Genomic DNA, 22,563 nt, shown 5'->3' with positions numbered 1-22,563 from the left:
CCCACCCTACATGATGGCGTCGACGCATGGCTCTATTCGTTTCGGCCATAAGATATACGCTTCTTCGCCGTTCGTCTCGTCTTCCTGAATGATCTCTACATTCAATTGTTCGTCTTCGGAAAAGGTAAACCGCAGGATGGCGTTCTTGACTTGCTCTTCGCTCCAATCCGGCGGAGTTACTTCGACCTCCGCCAGGATGCGGTAATCCTTATCCTTTTCGGCGCGATCCACTTCTTTGGGGTTCGATAAATCCACAAAAGATTCGATGACTTTAAAACGTTGCCCTAATCGCAGAGGAAAATAGATTCCGCTTTCTCTATGGCGGGAGCATAGCATTTCTGCGGGCAGGGGATCGAGGCGCTTGACGATAGGGACGAAGGCGCTGGCGCCGATGCCCAAACTCGACGATTGCAGAAAGAGAAACACGCGGCTGGCGCGGTTAATTTCCACGTCGGTCAATTCTCGCAACGCCCCGTAAACCGCCGCGCCCATCGCTACGGCTTCTTTAATCATCTCCAACGGCTTGACCTCTACTGGACGTCCCCGGTTGGCTTCGTTAACCGCATCGCGCAGCCGATCCTGGATTAGCTTGATGCGGCTGGATTGCCCCGTCATCACCACGCGGGTCAAGGAGAGGTAGGGATCGCCCTCCCGCTGCGCCCGTTCATGCAGCCGTTTAATCATTTCCTGCGCCATCTTCATGGGGCCGTCCAGACAGCGATGAATGGCGCATTCCAGCTCTTCTTTGGAGTGAATGACGTTGAAATAAATAGGCGCTGGCTCGGCGCCGGGATCGCCGGCGGGAACCGTCATTACGGTAGATTGCCTTTCCTGGAAGGGAGCGTTTTCCGACAGCGATATTTTCAAATCTTCCGCGTCGTAATAAAGGCGTTGGTAATTGCCCATCGCCGTGCGCGTCAAGGCTCCCCATTGGGAATAATAAGCGTCCCATCGCGCAAAAGGAACGATAATTTCATCCTTACTCGCATCCGGCTTTGAAGAAATATTCGGTTTTTCCGGATTCGCAGCGCTTGCTTCGGCGCCGTCAAGCGAAGGCAGCCATCGCGTCTCGACGCGGTTCGTTGTTAAACCATTTTTTTCTTGGCGATTCTTCGACGATTCAATAGAGGCAGCGGCGTTCGCCGTCATCCGTCCATTGGCCGCTTCGCGGGCGCTAGCGTAAAGCATCTCCGCGATCATTTCCGTAATTTGTTCTCCCCCGAAATCGCTGGTGCCATCGAAGTCCAAATGCCGGATCGTCCATTGGTTCTTCTCCAGATCATGAACGATCTCGCACAACGTCATATCGATGGTTCCCCCGCCGAAGTCGAAGACCAACGCCACTTCGTGCGCTGTTCCGTTCGCCGCGTTCTCCTGCCTTCTCGCCATCGTATCGTACAGCAAGGCGGCCGTCGCTTCGTCGATGAAATGAATCGTCCGCGCCTGCGGATCTTGTCCCCGTTCCAGCACCGCTTCCAGCAGCGCTGAGCGCAAAGCCTCGCGCTGCCGCGTCCAGAACCGCACGGGATGGCTGAGGACGATTTGGCGATGGCGCCGTCCCGTCTCCTCTTCGATAGCCTGCAGCAGACGGCGAAGATAATCGGCAGCTACGGAATCTAAGCTTTTGTTTTTGACTTCCGGCATATAAGGGAAAGCATGCGTTTTCCCCATACCCAACCGAGGTTTGAAGAAATGAACCGTCCGTCCTCCCAGCGATGGGTCTTGTTCGAAGCGGTCGTGCGCCGGGCCGCCGGCGTCTTCCACCTTTACTGCTTTGGCTTCCCATTCGCTGCGGTATTCTCCCGCCGGAGCGTAACGGACGATGGTAGGAATTACATGCGGATTCGGTCTGAGCCGCTTCATCAAGGGCGGCAAGGGAACCATCTCCGGCATCAAGAGATCGTTCAGGACGGCGGCGGAGGAGTTGGTATTGCCGAAATCGATTCCTAATGGCGATTCGTGTTCGATCGACGAGGCGGTTATCTCGATAGGGAATACGAACGATTTCACGGCGCCCGTATCTAGAATCGCATCCAGCCGCGCTTCGCTTTTTATCCCATCACCCGTCCACTGTTCGGCGTTGACAATCAGTTTTCCCAGGGGAGAACTTTGTTCGGTCTTGCTTTTGTTGTCTACAAAAAAGGGCGGGGGTCGGTCCAAACTCAAATGCGCCCGCAATCCCGCCGCTTGCAGCGATTCCGGCAGCGCCGCCGCAATGCGTTCGATGGCGAAGATGCGTTTGGAGCGATTGACCAGGGCGATGCCGAAAGAGCGTTGGCTGCCTTTCAAAACCCGCGAAGAAGCGCGGCTGGCCGCGTCGAATTGCAGATCGAAATCCACCGGCGTTTGTAGTTTCAATGTGAAATATGGCGTCCTGATTGGAACGGCGATGCCTTGAGCCTGAATCTCCACATAAACGTCGCGTTCCTTGGTCTCGCCAGGGAATAAGGCCTCCAATTGGGATACTTTGAGCCGTGCGGGTTGATTGGCGCGCAATATCCTTATGGATATTGCCTGACGGTCGAAAGGAACCGGCTCTCCGCCGTCCACCGCCTTCAGAACGATCGGCGCCCCTTCCGCCAACAGAATGTCGTGGTCGGCGGCGGCGATGGATAGCCATGCGCCCTCCTCCAATTTTTCCGCCGTCAGAATTTTCGCCTCGTTCAATCCGGGAATCTTGAGGCGGGGCGGCGGCTTCAGCGCCATCTCGAAGGATTCGCATTTAAATCCCCCGCTTTCTCCGCTTGGGGAGAGGGATTGCAGCCGCAGCGCGATCAATGGCGTTTTGCGCGCCTTTTCCGGTATTCGTATCGCGAAGGACAGAATTTTTTCCTCGCCGGGTTGCAGTTCGGCGGGAGGATCGAGATGCGCCGCCGTACATTCTCCGCTCGGCGAGGGAGAAACCCATTCCAATCCCTGCACGGCGGCAGGGACGATCCCCGTATTCTTCGTACGCACGTCAACGCGCAGCGTCTCGCTGCCGCGAATCCAGGGATGCTCCGCATTTTCCAGAGGCGCCGCCTCCAGCGTACGCAGCCGCCGCCCGCAATGGCCGCAGTAATAGTCCCTCTCCGGATCGACCGGCCACCCCATCAGGCAGGGACAACGTTCCAGACGGCGCTCGTTCATGATTCTCCAGCATTAGCCTTGATGGTGGGCTACGCTTCGCTTTGAGCCCACCCTACAAATGCGCATTATTTCTGCCGCCGCATCTCTTCCATGAATAATTCTTGGATCAGGCGTTCGGCGATTTCTTTGATGCGTTTCTGTTTGTTTCGATCTTCTTCTTGTTCCCAAATCTCGTTGGCGATATCGCGCACGTTCTCGAATCCCAGATCATCCAGCGCCGACATGATGCGTTCGATAAATTGCAGCGCCGCTTCGCCATCGTCCACGGCGGCGAATTGGGCGATTTCGATTTTGGAGCGCAGGTCGATTTTGTCGCGCGCTCCAAAGCGCGTTACGTAGAGGTAATAGATCGTATTCGCTTCCGCATCCACGCGCAGAAAATCCAGCGACAGCAAATGCTCGGCGAACAATTCCACGGCCTCGATCCAAAAGCGCAAATCGTCGATCAGCTTCCGCAGCTTGGGATGATAGCGCAAGGCGCCCAGTTTATGCGTGTAGTGATTGTTGTAGGGCGATGGAGCGCTCTCCTTCGCTTCCGTCCGCCCGCCGTGCTTCAGTAGATTGTCGAGAATGGGCTCCAATTGCCAATCTTCCAGCGACAGCGCCGCCGCTTCGTCGTAGAAGACGACCATATTGTCGAGGATGCCCGTAACGGGACGGAAGAAAGGCATCTTTTCGTCCAGCGTCCGCAGGCTGGTTGCGATTTCTTGCAGGCGGGCATCCGAGCCTTTGGGGCCAATGATGATGTCCGGCTCGTCGCAGCCTTTGTTGGGAACGGCGCCTCCCGCGAATTGCAGCCAGGGAATCGAGCCGCGCGCCAATTCCAATATGGCTTGCTTGGAAAAGCGGTCCGTATTCAATTGCCGGATGATATTGACCGATTCCGCCGCCCGCCAGCATTCCGGTTGATAGAACTTCAAGAGTTTTTGTTCGATCTCTTCCGGCTCCATGCGGAGGAAATGATAGAAGCCGATGGATTGCTCGCCGTCCGTCAGCAAGTTGGGATAGACGTCCGAGTTGCGCAGCCGGTTTTTGACGGCGTTGACCAACGCTTCCGCATCCTTGGCGATGGAATCGCGCGCTGATACCATGCGCAGGCTGCCGCTGGCCCATTCCTTCGTCATATCCTCCCAACGCCGATTGAGGGCGGGCGCCACGCGGTTTTTCAAACGGTTCAACTGCTCCCGTACGTTGTCGTAAATGGAGGAAGATTGAAATTCCCCGGCGGCGATTTCGCCGCTTAACGTTTTCATCGCTTCTTCGCAGATGCGGCGCATAACGGCGTCGGCGATTCGCTCGATGGTTTCTTGCACTTTGACCGTAATGTCCTGCATGGCTTTTTGCAGGTAATATTTTTGAATGGGTTTGCAGGAGAAAGTGATTTTCAGCCACCAATCTTGGCCGATCTCTTTGAATCGCAACGATAGATTCTTCAGCGAAGGCCAGGGAATGGCGAAAAGCTTCAAATCGGTTTCAACGGGCAGTCCGGCGATGGTCTCCTGCATTCGCTTGGGCAGTTCTTCCAAGTATTTGACGGCTTCGTCCATATTCGTACAGCCGCCGGTGCGGATATCGTTGATGCGCCGTTCGGTTCTCTTTTGGATTTCCGCGATGAGGAGGTTGGAGAGGCGATGGGCTTCCTGGTGAAAATGGCGGTAAACGGCCTCTTTCGGCTGCAACGCTTCCGCCAACAAAGGCTTTCCTGGCAAGATAGGAATCGTGGTTTTATTTTTTAAATGATACAACAAAGCGGGTAAAGGCTCCGATTCGAACGGCTCCAATTCTGTGCGCAGCCGCTCTTGCATATATTCCAAAAAATTCATGCCGGATATCTGCAATAGTTGAACGCGGATGGTTTGATAGATTTCGTTCCAATCGTCATGCGCGAATTGCTGGGCGCGATTCTTGTTTCCGTCGGCGGTCCATTGCTCCACCAACTCTTTCGCCAATTGGCAGGCCGCCGCCGAAGCGATGGCGAATTTGGGATAATAGAAGCCGGATAGGCCGAAGGATTGAATCCGTTGGCAATACAGCCCATTCGGCGATTTCTTCCCTATCTCTTCCGTAATTTCGTATTGAGCGCGGTCTCCGTCCTTTTGCGCCCGCACCTCCTTCACCAGATCGAGATAGAGGCTGGTGGAGATGGAAGCGTGCAAGGGGGCCAGGTCGTATTCCTGTCCTGACCAGGCGGCGGGTTGAAATCCGCTGTCGTTGGAAGTGGACACGATGCTGAAGCATTGGAAGGGGCCGAAATCGTTGGGCACGTTGGGAAATAGGCTGTTGGCGTCGGCGGGATGGGAAATTTGATAGGGATGATCCCCACTGGCCCAGAAGTCGTATTCCAACAGCGAAGCCCAACAGTTCATGGAGCAAACAACATCCGATTTCTTCTTGCTGTTAGCCGTCTTGCGGTCTACGACGGTGAAGATTCCGTGAATGTCGGGATCGAAGCCTACGGCGGCGTCCGCCAGCGCTTCCTGCGCCATAAAGCCTACTTCCCACATCGTCCCCGAACAGGTTCCGCCGCACAGCGAGCCGCATATATAAATCCGCAGCGCCGGTTCCACGATATCCCCTTCCGGACGCGCCGCGCCTTTCGCATCGTAATGTTTTTCCAGCAGGGCGATGGATTCGTCTCGTCCCTGAATGACGCTTTGAAACGCTTCGATCAGTCCGCTATAGACGGCGTTCCAATTGGCCCATAAACAAAACCGCCCCGCCATGCGCCAGCCCTTGGCGCCTGTGGTGAATGCCGCTCCCGCCGTGACGGAGGGATCGATCCATTCCGCCCAGCCGGGATGATATTCCGGATTACCCGGATCCAACTTGTTTCGCAATTGCTTCAACCGCTCCCAAGTTACCGAAAGAGGGAGAATTTGCAGCCGCTGCCAGGCTTTGTCCTCGTCCCGCACATAGACTTCCATGGCGGAGGATGGCTGGTTCGTAAGCGTTTCCATGCTGACGAAGCGGATGCAGGGCAGGCCGGGCTTGCCGTATTCTTCGTAAAGCAGCCGCCGCACGCCTTGAATGATCTCCGTCCCCGAAGTGCCGATTCCAATAAAGACCGTTGGCATCACCATGGCCGCATTCTCCTTATCTTGGCCGCTCCGCGGGCGTGCGGTATCGGCGGTAGGCTGGCATAAAAACGAGTTGCAGCAGGATCAAGTCAACCAACAGGAAACATACATAGATCGATCCCGTCGGCCACCAATCCCAAAAGCGCTCCATCGGGCCTCGGCCTTCGTACCAGCGGGCGTATTCCATGCCGCCCGCGATGAGACCGGCGGCGATATGCAGGCCAATAACGGCGATCGTCCATAGATAAATGCGCGATTCCGGCGTTCCCTTCCTTCCCGGACGCCCGCGCGGCAGGATTAATTCCAGCAAAAGGAAAGCGGCGGCGAATCCTCCGAGCATCCATGCCAGCGCGCTAGTCCAATGAATCCGATTGAGAATATCTTCCATTTTTTCCCCCTTCGCTTCATTCAAAGCGTTCTTCCGTATTTTTCTCTTCGGCGCCGATCGGCGGTTCTTCGGATTTGATTTCCACTAGTACATTCCATGTCCTTGTTCCCGGCTCCATTTGGCTCAATTGAATCGTTTGGCGCTCTGTCCGTCCAGGCCGGACGGATATCGACCATTTCTCCGGCGGCGCTTCATCGATGGCTTGCGCTATTTCCTCATCCGCTTCCTCAGAGAGGGCTAGGGCGTCTTCATCCGCGATCGTTAGCGCGCCGGACAAGAATCCTCGCGTATAGACCGCCGTCAAGGGACGGCAATTTACGCCGGGGAAGGCAATGTCCTCGCCGATGACGAAAGGTTCCTCCGCTTTTATTGTCAGGGTAATAGGTTTATGGATTTCTCCTGAGTCCGATTTTAGCGTAAATTGCGCTCGAATCTTCTGCGGCAGACTCATCCGCATTTTCAAGACGAATAAAACGAAGCCGATCGCTCCCGCTCCTAACAGAAGAAAGAGAATCAAGTTGGAAATATCGCCGGATCGCAATCGTGCGGCGATGGCTTCCGGCTCGATGCCGCGAACGCCGTTTTTATCCGCAAGGATGAAATTCGCTTTCTCCGGCCATTCTTTTCCTTTTATGGCGTTATAGACCAATTCGCCCGAAGCGGGCAGCGTGGACGCTCTTCCGAATTCCATCCTTCCCTCGGAGATCGGCCGTCCCTGAGCATCCAGCAGCTGGGATTGAATATTCGGCAAGGGAGCCTTCAGCGCAGGATTGTTCAGGACGCTGACGCCGAGGGGAGAGGAAACGATTTTTTCTCCGCGAAGGCGCAGCGTTGCGTCTTCCGCCGCCGCAACGGCCAGCGTATACGGCGTTGGCGTATTTGTTGGTTTGACGGGCGTCGGCGTCGATGTCGGCGGTATTGGCGTCGGCGTTTGGGTGGGTTGCGGAGTAGGCGAAGGTCCTGGCGGCGTTGGCGTGGGAACGGCTTTTTCCCAAATCCGATAGGTTTTTATCAATATACGATGGTACCAATTCGCGCGGCTGGGCGTGCAGAAAACCGTCAGCGTGAATAAATCCTGCCGCCGCTTCTTCATATTTTGAAATCGTTGATGGTAGACGTCGTTCGTCTTCGGATCCGAAGGATCCAATTCTTCATCCGTGACCAGGATCACGTAGACGTCGTCCGTATGCGGCGCCATGAACGGCAGCGCTTGCGCATCCTCGATAGCGTCGATGAACGGCTGCATCAGGTTGGTATGCAGCCCTTGATAGAGCGCTTCGTTATGGTCAGGACGGGGAAGAAAATCGATGACGGCTTTTTCTCGATCCGTTGCCGGTTCCAATTGCAGGGACTTTAGAGCGCTGCGTTCGCGCTGATGGTTAAATAGATAAACGGAGAGCAGGGCGTCCGGCCCCGCCAGGGCTTCGATGTATTGATTGGGTTGCGCAAACCAATCCACGGCGTCGCGCGAGTCGAGCGGCGGCTTCAATCCATGAAACAAAATATCCGCTACATAATTACGCACGCGAAGCAGTTCCTCGTCGGCGGCCATCCATACCGTTTGCGGCGGCGAACTCTCTTGATCCAGCCGCTTCACCATGCTTTGCGAGCAGTCCCAAAGCACGATGACCCGGCGGGAATAAGCGTCTGCTTTGGCGATTCCTTCCAATGAGAAGCTTAGCGGCAAGATAGAGCCGATAAGCAAATAAATAAACCGGATTTGAAATAATCCCAATAAAATTCGTTGGTTCATGATCCCCGCCTTTGACGGTCAAATCTTCAATCTATGCAAACCGTGATAGGTTGGCCATATCAAATCGTCTCCCATCCAGATCGGCCCTCCCGCCAAATCTCTCAAGATGGACGGATTTAGTACTTCATATTCGATCCAGCGTTTGCCGTTCATGCGATAAACCGCCATGCGTCCTGTTCCGGCGTCGGTCATAAACAGCTTGTCTCCTTGCGCGAGAACCAAGGCGGGACAGGTTTTGAATCCTTGAGGATATTTCACTGGCTTTAGGATGGAATGAACGTTGATGCGATCCAGGTTCAAGCGGTTTTTATCGATAATGACCATCCCCGTGGTTCCAATATAGACAACCTTGACTGGAAAGTATGAGTTTAAGCCTTTCGTCTTGGCGATTCCCTTTCCCGCCGCGATCGGCGTCCACGCCCAGGCTTCCCAATCGTCATCGAAGCATTGAGAAAGCCAAGGAACTTTATGCCAGGAGGGCGGTTGCAATAGTTCGGCGCTGGTTTCAATCAGCGCGATGCGCGGCGTTTCTTGGCCCAAGTCGGCCAGCCACAGCCCATCCGCCGTGACAGCGGGCGCCAGCAGCCGTACGCCTTCGCCTTCTGCAAAACGGACGCGATCCTCTCCCGCCAAGTTCAAGTTCTCGTCAAGCCAATAGATATAAGCCCAACCGCCGGTATGGGTTGCGATCACAGCATGGCGGCCGTTGCCATTGCGGTTGGCGAAAAAAACCGGCGTCCAAAAGCCGCGCGCGTCCCCTTGCCATCGCCCCCATTCTTCCGCGCGGGCGGGCAGGCCTGGCGCGGTGCGTTGATTGCCGTCGATGCTTAACAATCCCGCTTCGGAAGCGATGAAAATGCGCTGGATTTCATGCTCGTTGGCGCTTTTCTGGCTGCGGACGGCGGCCAAGGGCGCACCGTTGGGACATGCGGGGCTGGGAAGGACGACGATTTCGGGGTTAGGATCCAATTCCGGCAGCAGCCGGTAATAATGCAATTGTTCCGCATTCGCTAAAAAGGCGACTCCGCATTCGTCCCCGATGGGCGCGGCGGAGAGTCCCAACTCCTCGCCTCCCACAATCTCCAATTCCATATTCCCCATTGCCAACGACCAGAAATACCAACGGTCCGCCGTTAAACTGCGGTGAATCAGATGCCCGCCCGCCGCGATGGGAGACGGGACGCGGTTGATGCGATAGGAAGGATAATTGGGAGCAGGGAAGGGAGATGGGACAAAATCGGCGGTGGGAGCCATCGCTGGGCGGCTGTCCCATAAGCCTGCGCCGCCTCGCGCTTCGCCTTGGAATTGAGCTAGGCGCGGGGTTTCGGCGCCGAGCCTTTTTCCGCTGATGGCGTCGAAGCGTTGTCCGGGAATGGCTGGGAGCAGTTCTCCATCGCTCTCTCGCCATTGAACTAACCGGTTTTTCCCGCATCCGCAAGGCATAATATTCCCTGCCTGTACGCCGTCCGGCCGCTCCAATAGCCGATCGCTATCGCCGCAATCGGCGTAACAACACTCCGTTTTTACCCCCATAGAAGGCCGCCTTGCTTTCCATTAGTCAAAAAATGCGCCGTAACCGAAATTTTTCTCCTAGGAAATCGGTTTGTCAATGTTTTACTCTTAATACGAATACCACCCCCCAAACGTTTCAATTTAAAGCGTCAGAATCTGGAAGGCCGGAGATTTTATGGATTTACAGGAGAAAAAAAACTGGTCATCATTGCATTGTCAGAAACGGGATGGCCATGATTTTCTGGATTTACGAGATAAAACATCCTGGCCATCCTTTCATCCTAAAAATCCGGATTCAGATGAGGCTCTTGCAAAATTAATAAAATCCGCTTTTAAATTCTCCCCCCAAGCTTGGGGGGAGTTAGAGGGGGGTTGATTTTATGAGACTTAATGACATTGCCTCCTAACCTCCCCCATGTTTGGGGGAGGAATTATAGAGTTTTGCAAGAGGCTCAGACAAAATTAGAAAAGGAACCATCCCTATGATGCGTGCTTCCCTCTCGCTCCGTTTTCGAGTTTTTTTCTTCATTTCGGCGATTTTCTTGTCTTTTGCGCCCCTATCGTTAAACGCTCAATCCGATCCGATGTTTCGCTCTTGGAATCGGCCTATCGAACCTTTTCGCATTATCGGCAATATCTATTACGTCGGCGCCGAAAATGTTTCGTCATTTCTGATTGCAACATCCGACGGACTTATCGTCTTAGACGGCGGTTTCCCGGAAACGGCGCCGATTATCAAGGACAATATAAAAAAACTGGGATTCACATTGGAGAACGTGAAAATCTTACTGTGCGTCCATGCCCATGTCGATCATGCCGGTGGACTCGTTGAGTTGAAGAAATGGACGAGGGCGATACTATTCTCTTCCGAAGCGGACGCCGTTCTTTTGGCCAATGGCGGCAAGGGCGATCCCCAATTCGGCGATCAATATCCTTTCCCCTCGGTCAAAGCCGACGGCATTGTACGCGACAAAGAACAAGTCAAGTTGGGAGAATCTTTATTGACCGCCTATTTAACGCCAGGCCATACGAAGGGATGCCTGACGTGGACGATGAAGGCGAAAGAAGGGGACAAAACCTACGATGTCGTTTTCATGAGCAGCATCTCCTGTCCCGGTTATAAATTCCGTGATAATCCGAAATATCCCGATAACGCCGCGGATTTCGAGTATACGTTCAAATTCTTAAAAACGCTGCCCTGCGACGTATATCTGGCGCAGCATGGGTTTGAGTTTTCATTTAAAGAAAAAAGAGAGCGCTTGGAAAAGGGAGAAAAAACGAATCCCTTCATCGATCCTCAAGGCTATCGTGACGCCATTGATCGGGCGGAGAAGAAATTCCGGGAGCAATTGGAGAAAGAACGGAAAGAAGAATGATGAGTGATGATCCCCCCTACCAAAGATAGGCTCTCGACGATTGCAGGAAGAAAAGACCTACCGCCCCGCCGTTGAAACGGCGGGCTAGTGTCATTTGCCCCTTTAAAGGGGCATTTAAAAATAGCCCAGCCTTTTAAGGCTGGGATGACGACGGGGCGCCGGGGCGGGAAGGCAAGACGAAGTCTACCTTGGATCGATCCATCAAGGGCAGGCTGAGGCCTTGCCCTGCCGCCCCGCCTTGACAAAATGCGATATTAACAAAAAGGCGGGCGAATATTTGCTTTTCGCCCGCTTTTCTTAAAGTTCAATAAAATTCAAAGTTACTTTCGCGGCAATTCATCCGCATTTTCTATATTCAGCGCCGCACCCGCCGGTCCGGGGGGATTGGCGTGGCAGGCAGCGCATTGGGCTAGCTTCTTTCTGCCTAGTATCTTGCTTTGTTCCGTATGGCAGGGGATGCAGAGGTCGTGCATGGCGTCTACGTACCCTCGCGCTATATAATAATCCGGCTCTTTGACATCGATGTGTTCGAACATAGCGCGATGGCATTCGGAGCAGACTTTGGCCGTCTCTTTCGACTTGGAGATTCCTTCGGGGTGGCATTGGGCGCAGGATTTATTCCCCAGCAATATACTTTGATGATAGGCGTGATCGAAGTTGGATTTGGGCTTGTACATATCGGAATGGCAAACGCCGCAACGGCCAGGGCCGTCTTTGGGCAGCCGGGCGTGATGGCATTTGATGCAGCCTTCCCGTTCGCCGTAGGTTACCTGCAGGCGAGCGATATGATCTTTATGATCGAATAAAACATATTCGCCGGTGCGATTACCATCGATTTTGAGAATATCCCAGCCTTGAGCCGCTTGGACGGGAACATCTTTCGCTTCATAGCGCGACAGGGCGCGGGAAGGAAGGATGGCGGCGGTGAAGGCGATGGTCAAAACGGCGACGATAGAGAAGACGCTGAAATTGCGGGCGAAGGCGTCTCCCAGCCAAGCTTGGGAGGGAACGTCGAATTGGGGCTTTTCGTAACGCAGCGCTTCGGGAGATTTTTCTTCGTGTTTTTCGTCAATGAAAAGACGGAAATTCTCGGCGCAGAAGATATAGGCCAGAGCGGCGGCGGCGACGATGGAGAGGCTGGTTCCAATCTCCATCCAAGTGGGGAAATAAGCGTAGCCGGGGGATTTTTGGATAGCGGCGATGCCGACATCCAGCCGGTTCAAGACCATGCCGAATACAACCATGATGGCGCATGAGAGGAGAATATCGGGGCGGCTGCGCCATTTTTTATTGGAAAGTAAAATAGCGGGAATCAAAGCGCTGACGGCGTTTTCAAAGAAGAAAAGCAGGCTTTGCCAGGAGCCTTCAGCGAGGAATCCCAACTGTCCGCGTACAGTCAAATCCGTGAAGCGTACCAATATATATAGAAAGAGAACCACAGAAGCGGCGCGTCCCAGGCCGGAAAGCAACTCGATCTTGGGCTTGTGATCGAAAAGCCAGGAGGAGACGAAGGCTTCCAGCGTTACCATCATCAATCCCAAACCGATGGCGGAAACGAAGAACAATGCAGGGATGATGGGGGTATACCATAGCGGATGCAGGCGATAAGGCATAATCAAAAAGAGCGAACCCAATGAGGATTGATGCAGGGTGGAAAGCATAATCCCGGCGATGACCAGAGGGATGGTCAGAAACTTAAGCAGCTTGTGGATGCGCTGGAGAATAGGCCATTGCAAGAAGGGATGCTCTAAAGCCACGGGGGCGAATTCCAACGCCAGCACGGTGAGATAGAGCATCACGCACCAGGCAACCTCGAAGAGGACGGAATGATGCTGCCAGTAGATCATGGCGTGCCAGATGCGCCAGGGCAGACCCAGGTCGAATTGCAATCCCACCACGACGGCGACATAGCCCAAAAAGGCGGTGAGAACGGCGGGGCGCAAGATGGGTCGGTATTTTTCCAAATGAAATATGTAGACAGTCGCCGCGATCACGAAGCCGCCCGCCGCCAGGGCGACGCCGCCCATCACGTCGAAGGCGATCCACAATCCCCAAGGCGCATCGTCCGACAGCGCCGTCGTCGCGCCCAATCCTAAAAAGAAGCGCGCAACGGCGAGAACCAATCCGGCGGAGACGAAAGCCCACAAGATAGATTTGATGACGATTCGCTTATTCATGATGGCCCTCCGCCGTTGGCGACGGTTCGCCGCCGGATAATTTCATGCGTCGTTCAATAATCCAATAAAGGCCGGTCATGCCGGCCGCTACGCCAAAGGCGATGCCGGGAACCTTGCTCAGCGCCGCCCAGGTGTAGCGGGGCAGCGGGCGCTCGTCCAGATTGGGTTTCCAGGCGAGAAAATCGAGGGGCGCGTCGGAGATATACATTACGGCGGTTCCGCCGATTTCCTTTTCCCCGTAAACGCGGTCGATGTATTTGCCGGGATTGTCCTTGATGAGCTGTTGGGCGGCGGCGATCAACTCGTCGCGGTCGCCGAAGATCGTAGCCTGTTCGGGGCAGGCTTCGACGCAGGCGGGAATTGTTCCTTCCCGGAAGCGTTCATAGCAAAGAGTGCATTTGCGAACATAGGGCACGGCGCTGGCCCATTCGTATTTGGGAATGCCGAAGGGGCAGGCCATCATGCAATAACGGCACCCGATGCACATGCCGTCGTCGTAGATGACGGCGCCTTCGGGTGTTTTTTGCAGGGCGCCGACGATGCAGGCGGATGCGCAGGCCGGCTCGATGCAATGGCGGCAATGCTTGCGCACATAACGGTCTTCGCCGTCTTTCTTGATATGAATTACAGTTGTGAAGCGCTGGCCGGAGAGTCCATCGCGGCTGTGGTACAACTTCGATGGTTGTTCCTGCAGACGATTGGCTTCGGTGCAGCCTTTAACGCATTGGCCGCAGCCGATGCACTTGGTAACGTCGGTTAACATGCCTTTCATATCGGTTTCACCTCCCCATGAACCTGGATGGCTGCGTCCTTGCCTGCCTCGGGGGGGAATTTCCAGGCGAGTTCGGAGGTCATCCGGACCAGCGGGAAGAGAACGCAATGGGCGATCTTCGTGAAGGGGGCGAGAAGAAGAATCAAATCCGCCGAGAGTACATGGATTAGCATCGATGTCTCGTAGGGAATGGGATTATAGGGACGCGAGGCAATGAATCCCGTTGAGAAGATGAAGAGAATCAGCAGTACTAGAAAATAATCCATAAAGCCGCTGACCCGGCGCGTGTAGGGATTGAAGATTCTGATGCCGATAAGCAAAATCCCGGCGGCGAGAACCAGCAGCGTCAGCGCGTCGGCGGCTGTTTTAGGGATGCCAGGCCAACTTATGCCGATGGACGCCCGCCAAAGATGGATATGATCGAGCAGAAATATGGGCGTAACGATTAATCCCATATGAAAAAGAAATGAGGAATAACTCAGCCAAGGGCGGATGCGATGCAAACGTTGAATCGGGATCAACCAGGTCAGCGTGGTTTTGACGATTTTGGAATAAGGATTATTGTGGTCTCTAGCGCGGTAAATCATTTGGCCGATTCCCCATAACGCGAGTATCACAAGGCGCAGCAGCCCCAACGCCATAACGAGGAATGCCAGGCGGAAGAGCGGTCCGCGAGCGAATTGCAGCATATCGTGCATGTTTTATTTACCTCTTCCTCATGATGTATATTTATTTCTTCGTCCAATTTCATTGTTTCAAGGGCAGAAAAAACCTTGCCCATGCCACCCTTCAATTATTCCAAAGAAAGAGTGATGTATGTTAAACGGAAACAGGGGAATTTTCTTTTATTTCCCCAGCCTCGTATGTCTCCTCGCTCGTCGCCGCGCCGTTTTTTTCCGGGAAGCGGATGGCGCGCAAGATCAGGTCGTGCAGCCCTACGACCGTGGCGGGGATTTTGTAGTAATCCACCAGTTCCTTCAATTGTTTCTTGCAATTGGCGCAAGGGGCGACAATGATTTCCGCTCCTGTGGCGCGCATCTGTTCCGCTTTGATCTTGCCTACGACTTTCATGCGGTAGTCGTGGACTTCGTCGAGCGATACAGTGCCGCCGCCGCCGCCGCAGCAATAATTCTCTGCGCCGTGAGGTTCCATTTCGACGAAATTTTTGACGAAGGATTTCAGAATCTTGCGCGGCTGTTCCACGATCCAGCCGGAACGGGCGAGATTGCAGGGATCGTGATAGGTAACCGTTTCCGTGACGGCGTTGGGATCGAGCGTGATTTTGCCTTGTTCCAAAGCGTTGAACGTGTATTCCTGAATGCTGACGACGGGAATCGCTTCGCCGCCGTTGAAGGTAGGAACGAAGGCTTTGGCAGAACGGGAAGCATGACCGCATTCGCCGATGAGGATTTTCTTGCCGCGAAGACGGCGGACTTCGGCGATCTCCTTTTCCACGATGCGGCCGAGAATGGCGTCGTTGTAGAAGAGGCCGTAGTTGATGCCGTCGAAGTACTTGGTTCCGATCGTCCAATTGTCTTGATCTCCGGCGGCGTAGAGGACGGCGGCGTTGCCCATGAGAGTGTCGGGTTCCAAGAGGTAATCGCTGACGGCGGGGAAAAAGACGTACTCCACGTCTTCTCTATCGATTGGAAAATGGATTTTTTGCCCCGTCAAATCTGCGAGTTCTTCTTCCAGAAACTCGCAAGTGTCCATCATGGCGGGAGCGGGAATGGCGGAAGTGTTGGCGGTTTTGCCTTGCAACTGTTCGCGGACGCTGACCAGCAGCGCTTTGGGAACGATGCCCATCTCGCTGAGGATATTGCGGGCGAGGCGCATCACCAGTCCGTGATCGAGTCCCATCGGGCATTCGAGATTGCAACGGCGGCATCCGGTGCAATGGTAAAAAGCGTCGAGCATCTCGTCGATCGTCGATTCCTGCAAGCCGGGATCGCCGAGGATGCGCCCGCGCAGCCAGCCGCCGAGAGTGAAATGGCGGCGGTACACGCCAAGCAGCAGGTTGGAGCGATAGCAGGGAATGTCTTCGGGATCGCCGGTAGCCTGGTAAATCTGGCAGCCCCCGGCGCAGCGCGCGCATCGGGTAACGACGCGGCTGTAGATGTCGAGCAGGGGTTTATAATTGCTATGGCGCAGGATGGCGGCGAAGATGTCGAGGAATTGCTTCACCCGCCCTTCTTCCAACGGTTTTTCGATGTAGTAGGGATATTTTTTCGCCTTGGCGGATTGTTCCGGCGCTGCGGCTGCGGCTGGATTGGCCATTCGGATAACCTCCATCACTTTTTAAATGATGCATGATGAGTGATGAGTGATGAAAGAAATAATTTTTTTATAATCCGCACTCACCACAATTTTTTCCTTCGTTAGGGTATTCATCACTCCTTAGAAAACGCTTAATACCGTAGGATGGGTCACGTCGTTTGACCCATCAATTACTAATTAAAATATCGATGAGTCAAAAAACGCGACCCATCCTACTTTTCTTCCTGCTTTCGCCAAGCGACTTTTTCTCGGTTAGGCGGCTCATCACTCATCATTTAAAGTAAGACAATATTTCTTCCGCCAATCCGAGCGTTCCTCACAGCGGGCGGCGGCGGGGAAGAGATTGCCTCCAGCGCGGATGTCCTTTCCGATGGCGGAGACGACGGGCGCCCGGCTGGCTTGATCCAGGGCGGCGTTGAATTCGGCGCACGGCCCCAGCGAAACGACTAGATCGCATCCGGCATCGTTGAGGATGGAAACCAAACTGCCGGGATCGCAGAGGGGGCGATCCGCCGTTTGCCGGTTTTCTTCCCGGCGGCAGCCGAATTGGCAGCATAACGGCAGGATGCGGATGTCTTCCTCCAGCCGTTTAAAAATCCATTCGGCTTCCGCGAAGACGGCGGCGCAGAATACGACTCCCAGCCGCTTGCATTGGAGCATTTTGCAATAAGCGCCCAAATCTTCCATGCGCGAGATGGGCGCTCCGGCGAGGCTGGTCAGATAGAAAGAGTAGGAACTGCCGGAAACGGCGCCGCCTTGGCCGCTAAAAACCGAATCGGAGACGGCCACGCATCCTTGACCCATTTGGCAGGTGCGTTCGTCGCATTGCAAACAATTGACCAAGCAGGGAGCTGGAGGATTTTGATCCGCCGGGGGCGCGCTTATTATTTCTATGGGTCTGGAAGCTGGTTCTACGTTGGGAGATGAAGTCTCAATGGATTTATATCCAAACCAGGATTCAAGGCGATTCTCCGCCAAAGCGGCGAGCGCCTCGTTCGCCTCGCCCGCTACATTGCCGATAACGCGGACGCCTTTGGCTTCGAAGCGGCGTTGATACTCGCGTTCGATGCCGCCGCAGACGAAAATTTCGATGCCCAAGCCGATCAATTCATCGACGAGGTCCCATTCGTCTTGGCAACGGAGATGAATGGTTTCCTTGGTGGCGATAGCCCTATTTTCGATTTGCGCCAAGAGATAATTCTCGGCGCAATTGCATCGCGGCGCAACGCGATCGCCAAACAGAGGTATGCCGACTAAACGCCCCATAATCTTCTTCCTTGTCAGAATCTTAGGGCAAAGTTTGTGCCGTTGTGGGGGAGAATGTCCGAAATGGGAATTCGATGAGAATTTAGGAGATTGGAGCAAGATGGGGAGTAGAAATCGATGAGATGGATTCACAATTCTAATTATTTGATTATAACAAAGTTAATATAAAAAATATAATACAATTTCTAGGTGGTTTTTTAGAATGGAAAACAAGGATAAGTGAATTGGATATCTCATAATAATGAATGAATTTGGATCATGATAAGGATAAAAGGCGTTGCGGATGCGAAACGTGTTGCGCATCAGTTGCAGTTATGCAACATTAGAATATAATAATATTTAGCCTTGCTTTTATCTAAATTCATGCGGCCAAAGGCGGACGATTCATGAAACTTTCTTTACAAACAGCGCCCGAATTGAGCGAATTGATTTTCGAAAGCATCTCGGAAGGAGTGTTCTCCACCAACCTTCAATGCAAAATTACCTCCTTCAACCGAGCGGCGGAAGAGATCACCGGCTTCAGCCGCTTGCAAGCCATCGGGCAGTTTTGCTTCGATATCTTTCGCAGCGACCATTGCCATAAGCAATGCGCGTTGCGCAATACGCTGACGCGGGGCATTCCGATCAACAATGTTCGGGTGAATATTTTGACGCGGGAGGGAATCACTAAACCCATCAGTGTCAGCACCGCCATTCTGCGCGACCGCCAGCAAGGCATCACTGGGGCGGTGGAAATTTTCCGCGATCTCTCCTCCATCGAAGAATTGCGCCAACGCATGGCGGGCAGCCGATCCTTCGAAAACCTGGTGAGCCGCAACCGGGAGATGCACGATATTTTCGAACTCTTGCCCGACGTAGCGCAATCGGAATGCAGCGTACTCATCCAAGGTCCCAGCGGATCGGGCAAGGAACTGATCGCCCGGGCGCTGCACAACCTCAGCCCCCGCAAGAAGAAGCCCTACATCCGCGTAAATTGCGCCGCCTTGCCTTCGACGCTGCTGGAATCGGAACTGTTCGGTTATGTCCAGGGCGCGTTTACCGATGCGCGGCGCGATAAGCCGGGGCGCTTTCTATTGGCGGACGGAGGAACGATCCTCTTGGACGAAATCGGCGATATGCCGTTTCCCTTGCAAGCCAAACTGCTGCGCGCTTTGCAGGAGGGGGAGATTCAGCCGCTTGGCTCCACAAAAACGCTCTCCATCGATGTTCGCGTCATCGCTTCCAGCAACCAATCGCTGAAAGAGATGGTGAAGCGGGGCGCGTTTCGGGAAGACTTGTATTACCGCATGAACGTCATCGCCATCGATCTTCCTCCCTTGGCGCGGCGGCGGGAGGACGTTCCCATCCTGGCGGATCATTTCATCCAGCAGTTGCGCATCAAGACGGGCAAGAACATCCAAGGATTGAGCGATGAGGTCTTGGAACGGATCCAGGCTTACGATTTTCCCGGCAATGTGCGGGAATTGGAGAATATGATCGAGCACGCTTTCGTCTTATGCAAAGGCGAGAGCATCGAACTGCGCCACCTGCCCCGCTATATGCAGGAAAACGCGCCGGAGCAGGAGATTGGCAATGCCGGAGAACGCAATTTTTTGGACCAGGCCGAAAACCGCATCTTAGCGCAAACCCTCAAGGAATGCGAAGGAAACAAAATCCTGGCGGCGCAAAAACTGGGAATCCACCGTACTACGCTGTGGCGGAAGTTAAAAAAGCACGGAATTGTCTAAATCAATATAATTCATCCGCAAAATAAATGCTCCGGCTTTGCGGCTGACGAGGAATGAGGGGAATCTGCCGATCGCGGGGGAAGAGTTGGCGGATATCGCTTCCATCCCAGCAAAAACTCCAGAAGACTCCATCGTTATAACCTAACAGGCGATCATCGCTTAAAGGGATCGCGGAAATCAAGTTTATTGGACTAGGCAAAATCAATGGAATTATTCTCTCGGCCGGTTGGCCTCCGGGTATTTGCGGCAAGGCGCGAGTTGGCAGAGCGGAAAAGCCGGAACTATAAAAGTCGTTTTCGTAATGATATTTCGGCCAAAAGAGGCCTCCAATTTGATATTTCGGCCATTGGAGGATATCGCGATGCATTTCCTCGTAAGCGGAGGTAAATAGGACGATTTGATTGTTTTCCATCGTCATAATCGGCCGCATTTCGTTTCCGTATCCGATGAACTTTACCCAATCTCCAACGGCGTGATCCTTTCTTTGATCCAAATGAAATTCGAAAATGGGGAAATATGGGGCGTCCAAATAAGCTAGGCATACCGGCCCTTTTTGACTGGTAATCGGAATCCACATGACCAATTTTGGCAATGTTGGAGTTTGAGGAAGCTTATCCAGAAGAACGTTGCGTGGAATAGTAATCGCTTGGGATTCGCCGTGAAGCAGAATGTTTAAGCATTTTTCCGCTTTTTTGTTGATAAGATAACCTCCGCCCGGCAATCCGAACAGAAATTGACCATCATAATCCTCATTCCATTGATCGCTTTGCAGCAGTCTGTCCTTTTCGATTTTATAATCGTGGAACTCCGATTTTTTTAATTGATTTATTTTCTTGCCCGCAATATGGCTGAAATCTAAAAATCGATAGTATTGCCGCATGTACAATTCAAAGGTTGGAAAGGGTGAGTTTCTCATTATCTCGTTAACGGATTGAATCTTCACGATTTTCTTTAACTCGCCGTGAAGATTGAGCGTCCAAAATTCTTCTTTTGAACTTATAGAAGTATTAAGTAACAAATCAGGCAGGAATCCAACTTTTTGATTGACCGTTGGAATGGGTTTTTCGCTGCGTTTATAAAAGATGCAAGGGCCATCATCTGTTTGCAGTACGCCATAATTGAATATATATTTTTTAAACTGTTGTTTATCGCCGCTCGATGATGATATCTTACTTCTATCCGCACGGAGAATTCTTTTCCCTTTTTCGATGTCGATGACGATGTCCGAATTATATGTATCAATGGTTTTTTCGTTTGAAGTAAATAAGGAAACGAAACTGCAGAAAATATAGGGAGTATGGGGAATGGGATAAAATTCCATCAGAGTAGGAATTGTCAGATTCTTCCTATCTTCGTTTTCGCTTTTTTCGAATGGCCCCAGATCGTTGGTTTCGCTCGTGGATATGGAATCCAAGACGAGAGGCGGCAATTGGTATAGCAAATCGGGCAGTATGATTTTTGCTAGCAAAAGGATGCTAATAAAAATTGAAATGATCGGATAAATATAGTGGTTCGAGGACGCTTTTTTCATTATGTTCGCGCCTTTTCGCAAGCCGACAGATGTTATTTATTCGTAAGTAATAACGCGAAAAAATTTTCTACTTCAGAATAAAATGAGTCAAATATCTGAAACGCTTTTTTGCTTTGGCCTAGAGACAAGAGGCATCTCCTTATCGCTGGGGAAGAGTTGACGGAAGTCGCTTCCATCCCAGCAAAAACTCCAGAAGACGCCATCATAGTATCCCAACAGGCGATCGTCGCTTAATGGAATTGTGCTAATCGAATTTATCGGTTGAGGCAATATACAGGAAATCGGTCTTTCAGCAGGTTGACCATCGGACGTTACCGGCAAGGCTCTTGCCGGTAAGGCGGCTAATCCGTTGCAAATCATAAAACTTTTATTTTGATAATTCGGCCATTGGCTGATTCCGCGCCGCATATCATCATATCCATAGCCAAATAGGATTATTTGATTGTTCTCCACCGTCATAACCGGCCGCATTTCATTTCCATATCCGATGAACTTCACCCAATCGCCATCGGTTTGTTTCTTATATTGGTCTAGTTGAAATTCAAAGATGGGAAAGTAAGGAGCGTCTAAATATGCCAGATACGTTAGTCCCGGTTGTGTGGAGAAAGGAATCCAATTGACTGCCTTCGGTAAGGTTGGAGTCTGAGGCAGTTTATTTAATAGCGCGTCTCTCGAAATGGAAAACGATTCGGATTCGCCGGGCAGAAGGAAGGTTATGCATTTTTCTTCATCGTTATTGAGAAGATAACCGCCGCCCGGCAACCCTAATAATTGGAAGCCATCATATTCTTCGCTCCAATGATCGCTTTGCCGCAAACGATCGTGTTCGATTTCATAATCGTGTAGAATCCCTTTGCCCAATGAAGTGAACTTCGCGCCTGCTAATCGGCTGAATTCGAAAGAACGATTTCTTTCTCGCCCATAAAAATTGCATGTTGGAATTTTATTGATTTCATTTAAGTCGCCTTGAAGATTAAGAGTCCAATATTCGTATTTGGGAGTGTAAAGAAAATTCAAGTACCAATCGGGAATGAATCCGAAATTTTGTTTAAAAGTCGGAACGGTTCTCTCAAATCGTTGATAGAAGAGGCAAAGATCCTGATCCGATTGAACTACGCCGTAATTTTGAACGTTTTTGCTGAATTGCTGCCTATAGTCTTGCGATGGAAAGACGCTCTTTCTATCCACGCGGAGTACTCTTTTTCCTTTGTCGATGTCGATAACGATGTCCACTTCATAACGAATATTGGGATTTTCGTTCAAGGTAAAATAGGGAGTATAACGGCAAAAAACGTATGGAGTTTTGGGGATAGGATATAATTCATTGGGGAAAGGAGTTTTCTGAACTCCCCAGTCTTCTTCTTTAATTTTCTCAAATGGTCCCAGATTGTTGGTTTCGCTCGTGGATATGGAATCCAGGACGAGAGGAGGCAGCCGGTTTATCCATAGGCTGAAAATATTATGCAAACCCAAAAGAAAAACGAAAAAAGTAGTAACGAGAATATACCATTGTTTTTGGGATAATTTTTTCATCCTATTCACGCCTTTTCGCAAGCCGAGAAATGATTTTCTTCGATG

At 52.4% G+C, this 22,563-nt stretch carries 15 protein-coding genes; 3 read left to right on the top strand and 12 right to left on the bottom strand.

Features of this window, described 5'->3' with window-relative positions; all coding sequences use genetic code 11:
• Nucleotides 1–6: 6 nt before the first annotated feature.
• The 5 genes from AB1656_15890 to AB1656_15870 all read right to left on the bottom strand — a co-directional run bounded on the left by AB1656_15890 (nucleotide 7) and on the right by AB1656_15870 (nucleotide 9,880).
• On the bottom strand, nucleotides 7–3,129 hold the full coding sequence (locus tag AB1656_15890) for an Hsp70 family protein (GenBank protein MEW6236864.1): 3,123 nt from the start codon (nucleotides 3,127–3,129) through the stop codon (nucleotides 7–9).
• A gap of 65 nt (nucleotides 3,130–3,194) precedes the next feature.
• Complete coding sequence (locus AB1656_15885; protein ID MEW6236863.1) at nucleotides 3,195–6,209, bottom strand: tubulin-like doman-containing protein; 3,015 nt, start codon at nucleotides 6,207–6,209, stop codon at nucleotides 3,195–3,197.
• Between the two features lie 13 nt (nucleotides 6,210–6,222).
• Nucleotides 6,223–6,618, bottom strand: a complete 396-nt coding sequence (locus AB1656_15880) for a hypothetical protein (GenBank protein MEW6236862.1) — start codon at nucleotides 6,616–6,618, stop codon at nucleotides 6,223–6,225.
• Nucleotides 6,611–8,347, bottom strand: coding sequence for a hypothetical protein (locus tag AB1656_15875; protein ID MEW6236861.1), 1,737 nt, complete (start codon nucleotides 8,345–8,347; stop codon nucleotides 6,611–6,613). The genes AB1656_15880 and AB1656_15875 overlap by 8 nt, the downstream gene beginning before the upstream one ends.
• 18 nt (nucleotides 8,348–8,365) lie before the next feature.
• On the bottom strand, nucleotides 8,366–9,880 hold the full coding sequence (locus AB1656_15870; GenBank protein MEW6236860.1) for a hypothetical protein: 1,515 nt from the start codon (nucleotides 9,878–9,880) through the stop codon (nucleotides 8,366–8,368).
• A gap of 154 nt (nucleotides 9,881–10,034) precedes the next feature.
• Here AB1656_15870 and AB1656_15865 point away from each other — a divergent pair, with 154 nt between their 5' ends.
• Nucleotides 10,035–10,235 (top strand): hypothetical protein, encoded by a 201-nt coding sequence (locus tag AB1656_15865; GenBank protein ID MEW6236859.1) that lies wholly within the window; start codon nucleotides 10,035–10,037, stop codon nucleotides 10,233–10,235.
• A gap of 106 nt (nucleotides 10,236–10,341) precedes the next feature.
• Nucleotides 10,342–11,235 carry a subclass B3 metallo-beta-lactamase gene (gene bla, locus AB1656_15860; GenBank protein ID MEW6236858.1) on the top strand — a complete coding sequence of 298 codons (894 nt, stop codon included), beginning with the start codon at nucleotides 10,342–10,344 and terminating at the stop codon, nucleotides 11,233–11,235.
• Between the two features lie 320 nt (nucleotides 11,236–11,555).
• On the opposite strand, the gene nrfD is transcribed toward bla, so the two are convergent.
• The 5 genes from nrfD to AB1656_15835 all read right to left on the bottom strand — a co-directional run bounded on the left by nrfD (nucleotide 11,556) and on the right by AB1656_15835 (nucleotide 17,727).
• Nucleotides 11,556–13,412, bottom strand: a complete 1,857-nt coding sequence (nrfD, locus tag AB1656_15855) for an NrfD/PsrC family molybdoenzyme membrane anchor subunit (GenBank protein MEW6236857.1) — start codon at nucleotides 13,410–13,412, stop codon at nucleotides 11,556–11,558.
• Nucleotides 13,405–14,184 carry a 4Fe-4S dicluster domain-containing protein gene (locus tag AB1656_15850; GenBank protein MEW6236856.1) on the bottom strand — a complete coding sequence of 260 codons (780 nt, stop codon included), beginning with the start codon at nucleotides 14,182–14,184 and terminating at the stop codon, nucleotides 13,405–13,407. Before AB1656_15850 ends, nrfD begins: the two co-directional genes overlap by 8 nt.
• Nucleotides 14,181–14,882 carry a hypothetical protein gene (locus AB1656_15845; GenBank protein ID MEW6236855.1) on the bottom strand — a complete coding sequence of 234 codons (702 nt, stop codon included), beginning with the start codon at nucleotides 14,880–14,882 and terminating at the stop codon, nucleotides 14,181–14,183. Before AB1656_15845 ends, AB1656_15850 begins: the two co-directional genes overlap by 4 nt.
• Before the next feature lie 121 nt (nucleotides 14,883–15,003).
• Nucleotides 15,004–16,461: a (Fe-S)-binding protein gene (locus AB1656_15840; GenBank protein ID MEW6236854.1), complete on the bottom strand. Its 1,458-nt coding sequence runs from the start codon at nucleotides 16,459–16,461 to the stop codon at nucleotides 15,004–15,006.
• Nucleotides 16,462–16,725: 264 nt separating this feature from the next.
• Nucleotides 16,726–17,727, bottom strand: coding sequence for a DUF1847 domain-containing protein (locus AB1656_15835; protein MEW6236853.1), 1,002 nt, complete (start codon nucleotides 17,725–17,727; stop codon nucleotides 16,726–16,728).
• Between the two features lie 386 nt (nucleotides 17,728–18,113).
• Between AB1656_15835 and AB1656_15830 the strand changes: the two genes are divergently transcribed.
• The gene (locus tag AB1656_15830; GenBank protein MEW6236852.1) at nucleotides 18,114–19,454 is read left to right on the top strand and encodes a sigma 54-interacting transcriptional regulator; all 1,341 of its coding nucleotides are present in this window, start codon (nucleotides 18,114–18,116) and stop codon (nucleotides 19,452–19,454) included.
• Between the two features lies 1 nt (nucleotide 19,455).
• Here AB1656_15830 and AB1656_15825 read toward each other — a convergent pair whose 3' ends face one another.
• Together AB1656_15825 and AB1656_15820 are read right to left on the bottom strand one after the other, a co-directional pair.
• Entirely contained in the window at nucleotides 19,456–20,985 is a 1,530-nt protein-coding gene (locus AB1656_15825) for a hypothetical protein (GenBank protein ID MEW6236851.1), read from the bottom strand.
• Nucleotides 20,986–21,072: 87 nt separating this feature from the next.
• Nucleotides 21,073–22,518: a hypothetical protein gene (locus AB1656_15820; GenBank protein MEW6236850.1), complete on the bottom strand. Its 1,446-nt coding sequence runs from the start codon at nucleotides 22,516–22,518 to the stop codon at nucleotides 21,073–21,075.
• Nucleotides 22,519–22,563 lie beyond the last annotated feature (45 nt).

It is taken from the genome of Candidatus Omnitrophota bacterium, from assembly GCA_040755155.1.
Taxonomy (GTDB): Bacteria; Hinthialibacterota; Hinthialibacteria; order Hinthialibacterales; family Hinthialibacteraceae; genus JBFMBP01.
This window is presented reverse-complemented; position numbering and strand designations above follow the sequence as displayed.

Bases quoted from the DNA above. Each gene is read 5' to 3' on its own strand.
- AB1656_15890 (MEW6236864.1), bottom strand. From the start codon at position 3,129: ATGAACGAGCGCCGTCTGGAACGTTGTCCCTGCCTGATGGGGTGGCCG.
- AB1656_15825 (MEW6236851.1), bottom strand. From the start codon at position 20,985: ATGAAAAAAGCGTCCTCGAACCACTATATTTATCCGATCATTTCAATT.
- AB1656_15870 (MEW6236860.1), bottom strand. From the start codon at position 9,880: ATGGGGGTAAAAACGGAGTGTTGTTACGCCGATTGCGGCGATAGCGAT.
- AB1656_15830 (MEW6236852.1), top strand. From the start codon at position 18,114: ATGAAACTTTCTTTACAAACAGCGCCCGAATTGAGCGAATTGATTTTC.
- AB1656_15875 (MEW6236861.1), bottom strand. From the start codon at position 8,347: ATGAACCAACGAATTTTATTGGGATTATTTCAAATCCGGTTTATTTAT.
- bla (MEW6236858.1), top strand. From the start codon at position 10,342: ATGATGCGTGCTTCCCTCTCGCTCCGTTTTCGAGTTTTTTTCTTCATT.
- nrfD (MEW6236857.1), bottom strand. From the start codon at position 13,412: ATGAATAAGCGAATCGTCATCAAATCTATCTTGTGGGCTTTCGTCTCC.
- AB1656_15840 (MEW6236854.1), bottom strand. From the start codon at position 16,461: ATGGCCAATCCAGCCGCAGCCGCAGCGCCGGAACAATCCGCCAAGGCG.
- AB1656_15865 (MEW6236859.1), top strand. From the start codon at position 10,035: ATGGATTTACAGGAGAAAAAAAACTGGTCATCATTGCATTGTCAGAAA.
- AB1656_15820 (MEW6236850.1), bottom strand. From the start codon at position 22,518: ATGAAAAAATTATCCCAAAAACAATGGTATATTCTCGTTACTACTTTT.
- AB1656_15885 (MEW6236863.1), bottom strand. From the start codon at position 6,209: ATGGTGATGCCAACGGTCTTTATTGGAATCGGCACTTCGGGGACGGAG.
- AB1656_15845 (MEW6236855.1), bottom strand. From the start codon at position 14,882: ATGCACGATATGCTGCAATTCGCTCGCGGACCGCTCTTCCGCCTGGCA.
- AB1656_15835 (MEW6236853.1), bottom strand. From the start codon at position 17,727: ATGGGGCGTTTAGTCGGCATACCTCTGTTTGGCGATCGCGTTGCGCCG.
- AB1656_15850 (MEW6236856.1), bottom strand. From the start codon at position 14,184: ATGAAAGGCATGTTAACCGACGTTACCAAGTGCATCGGCTGCGGCCAA.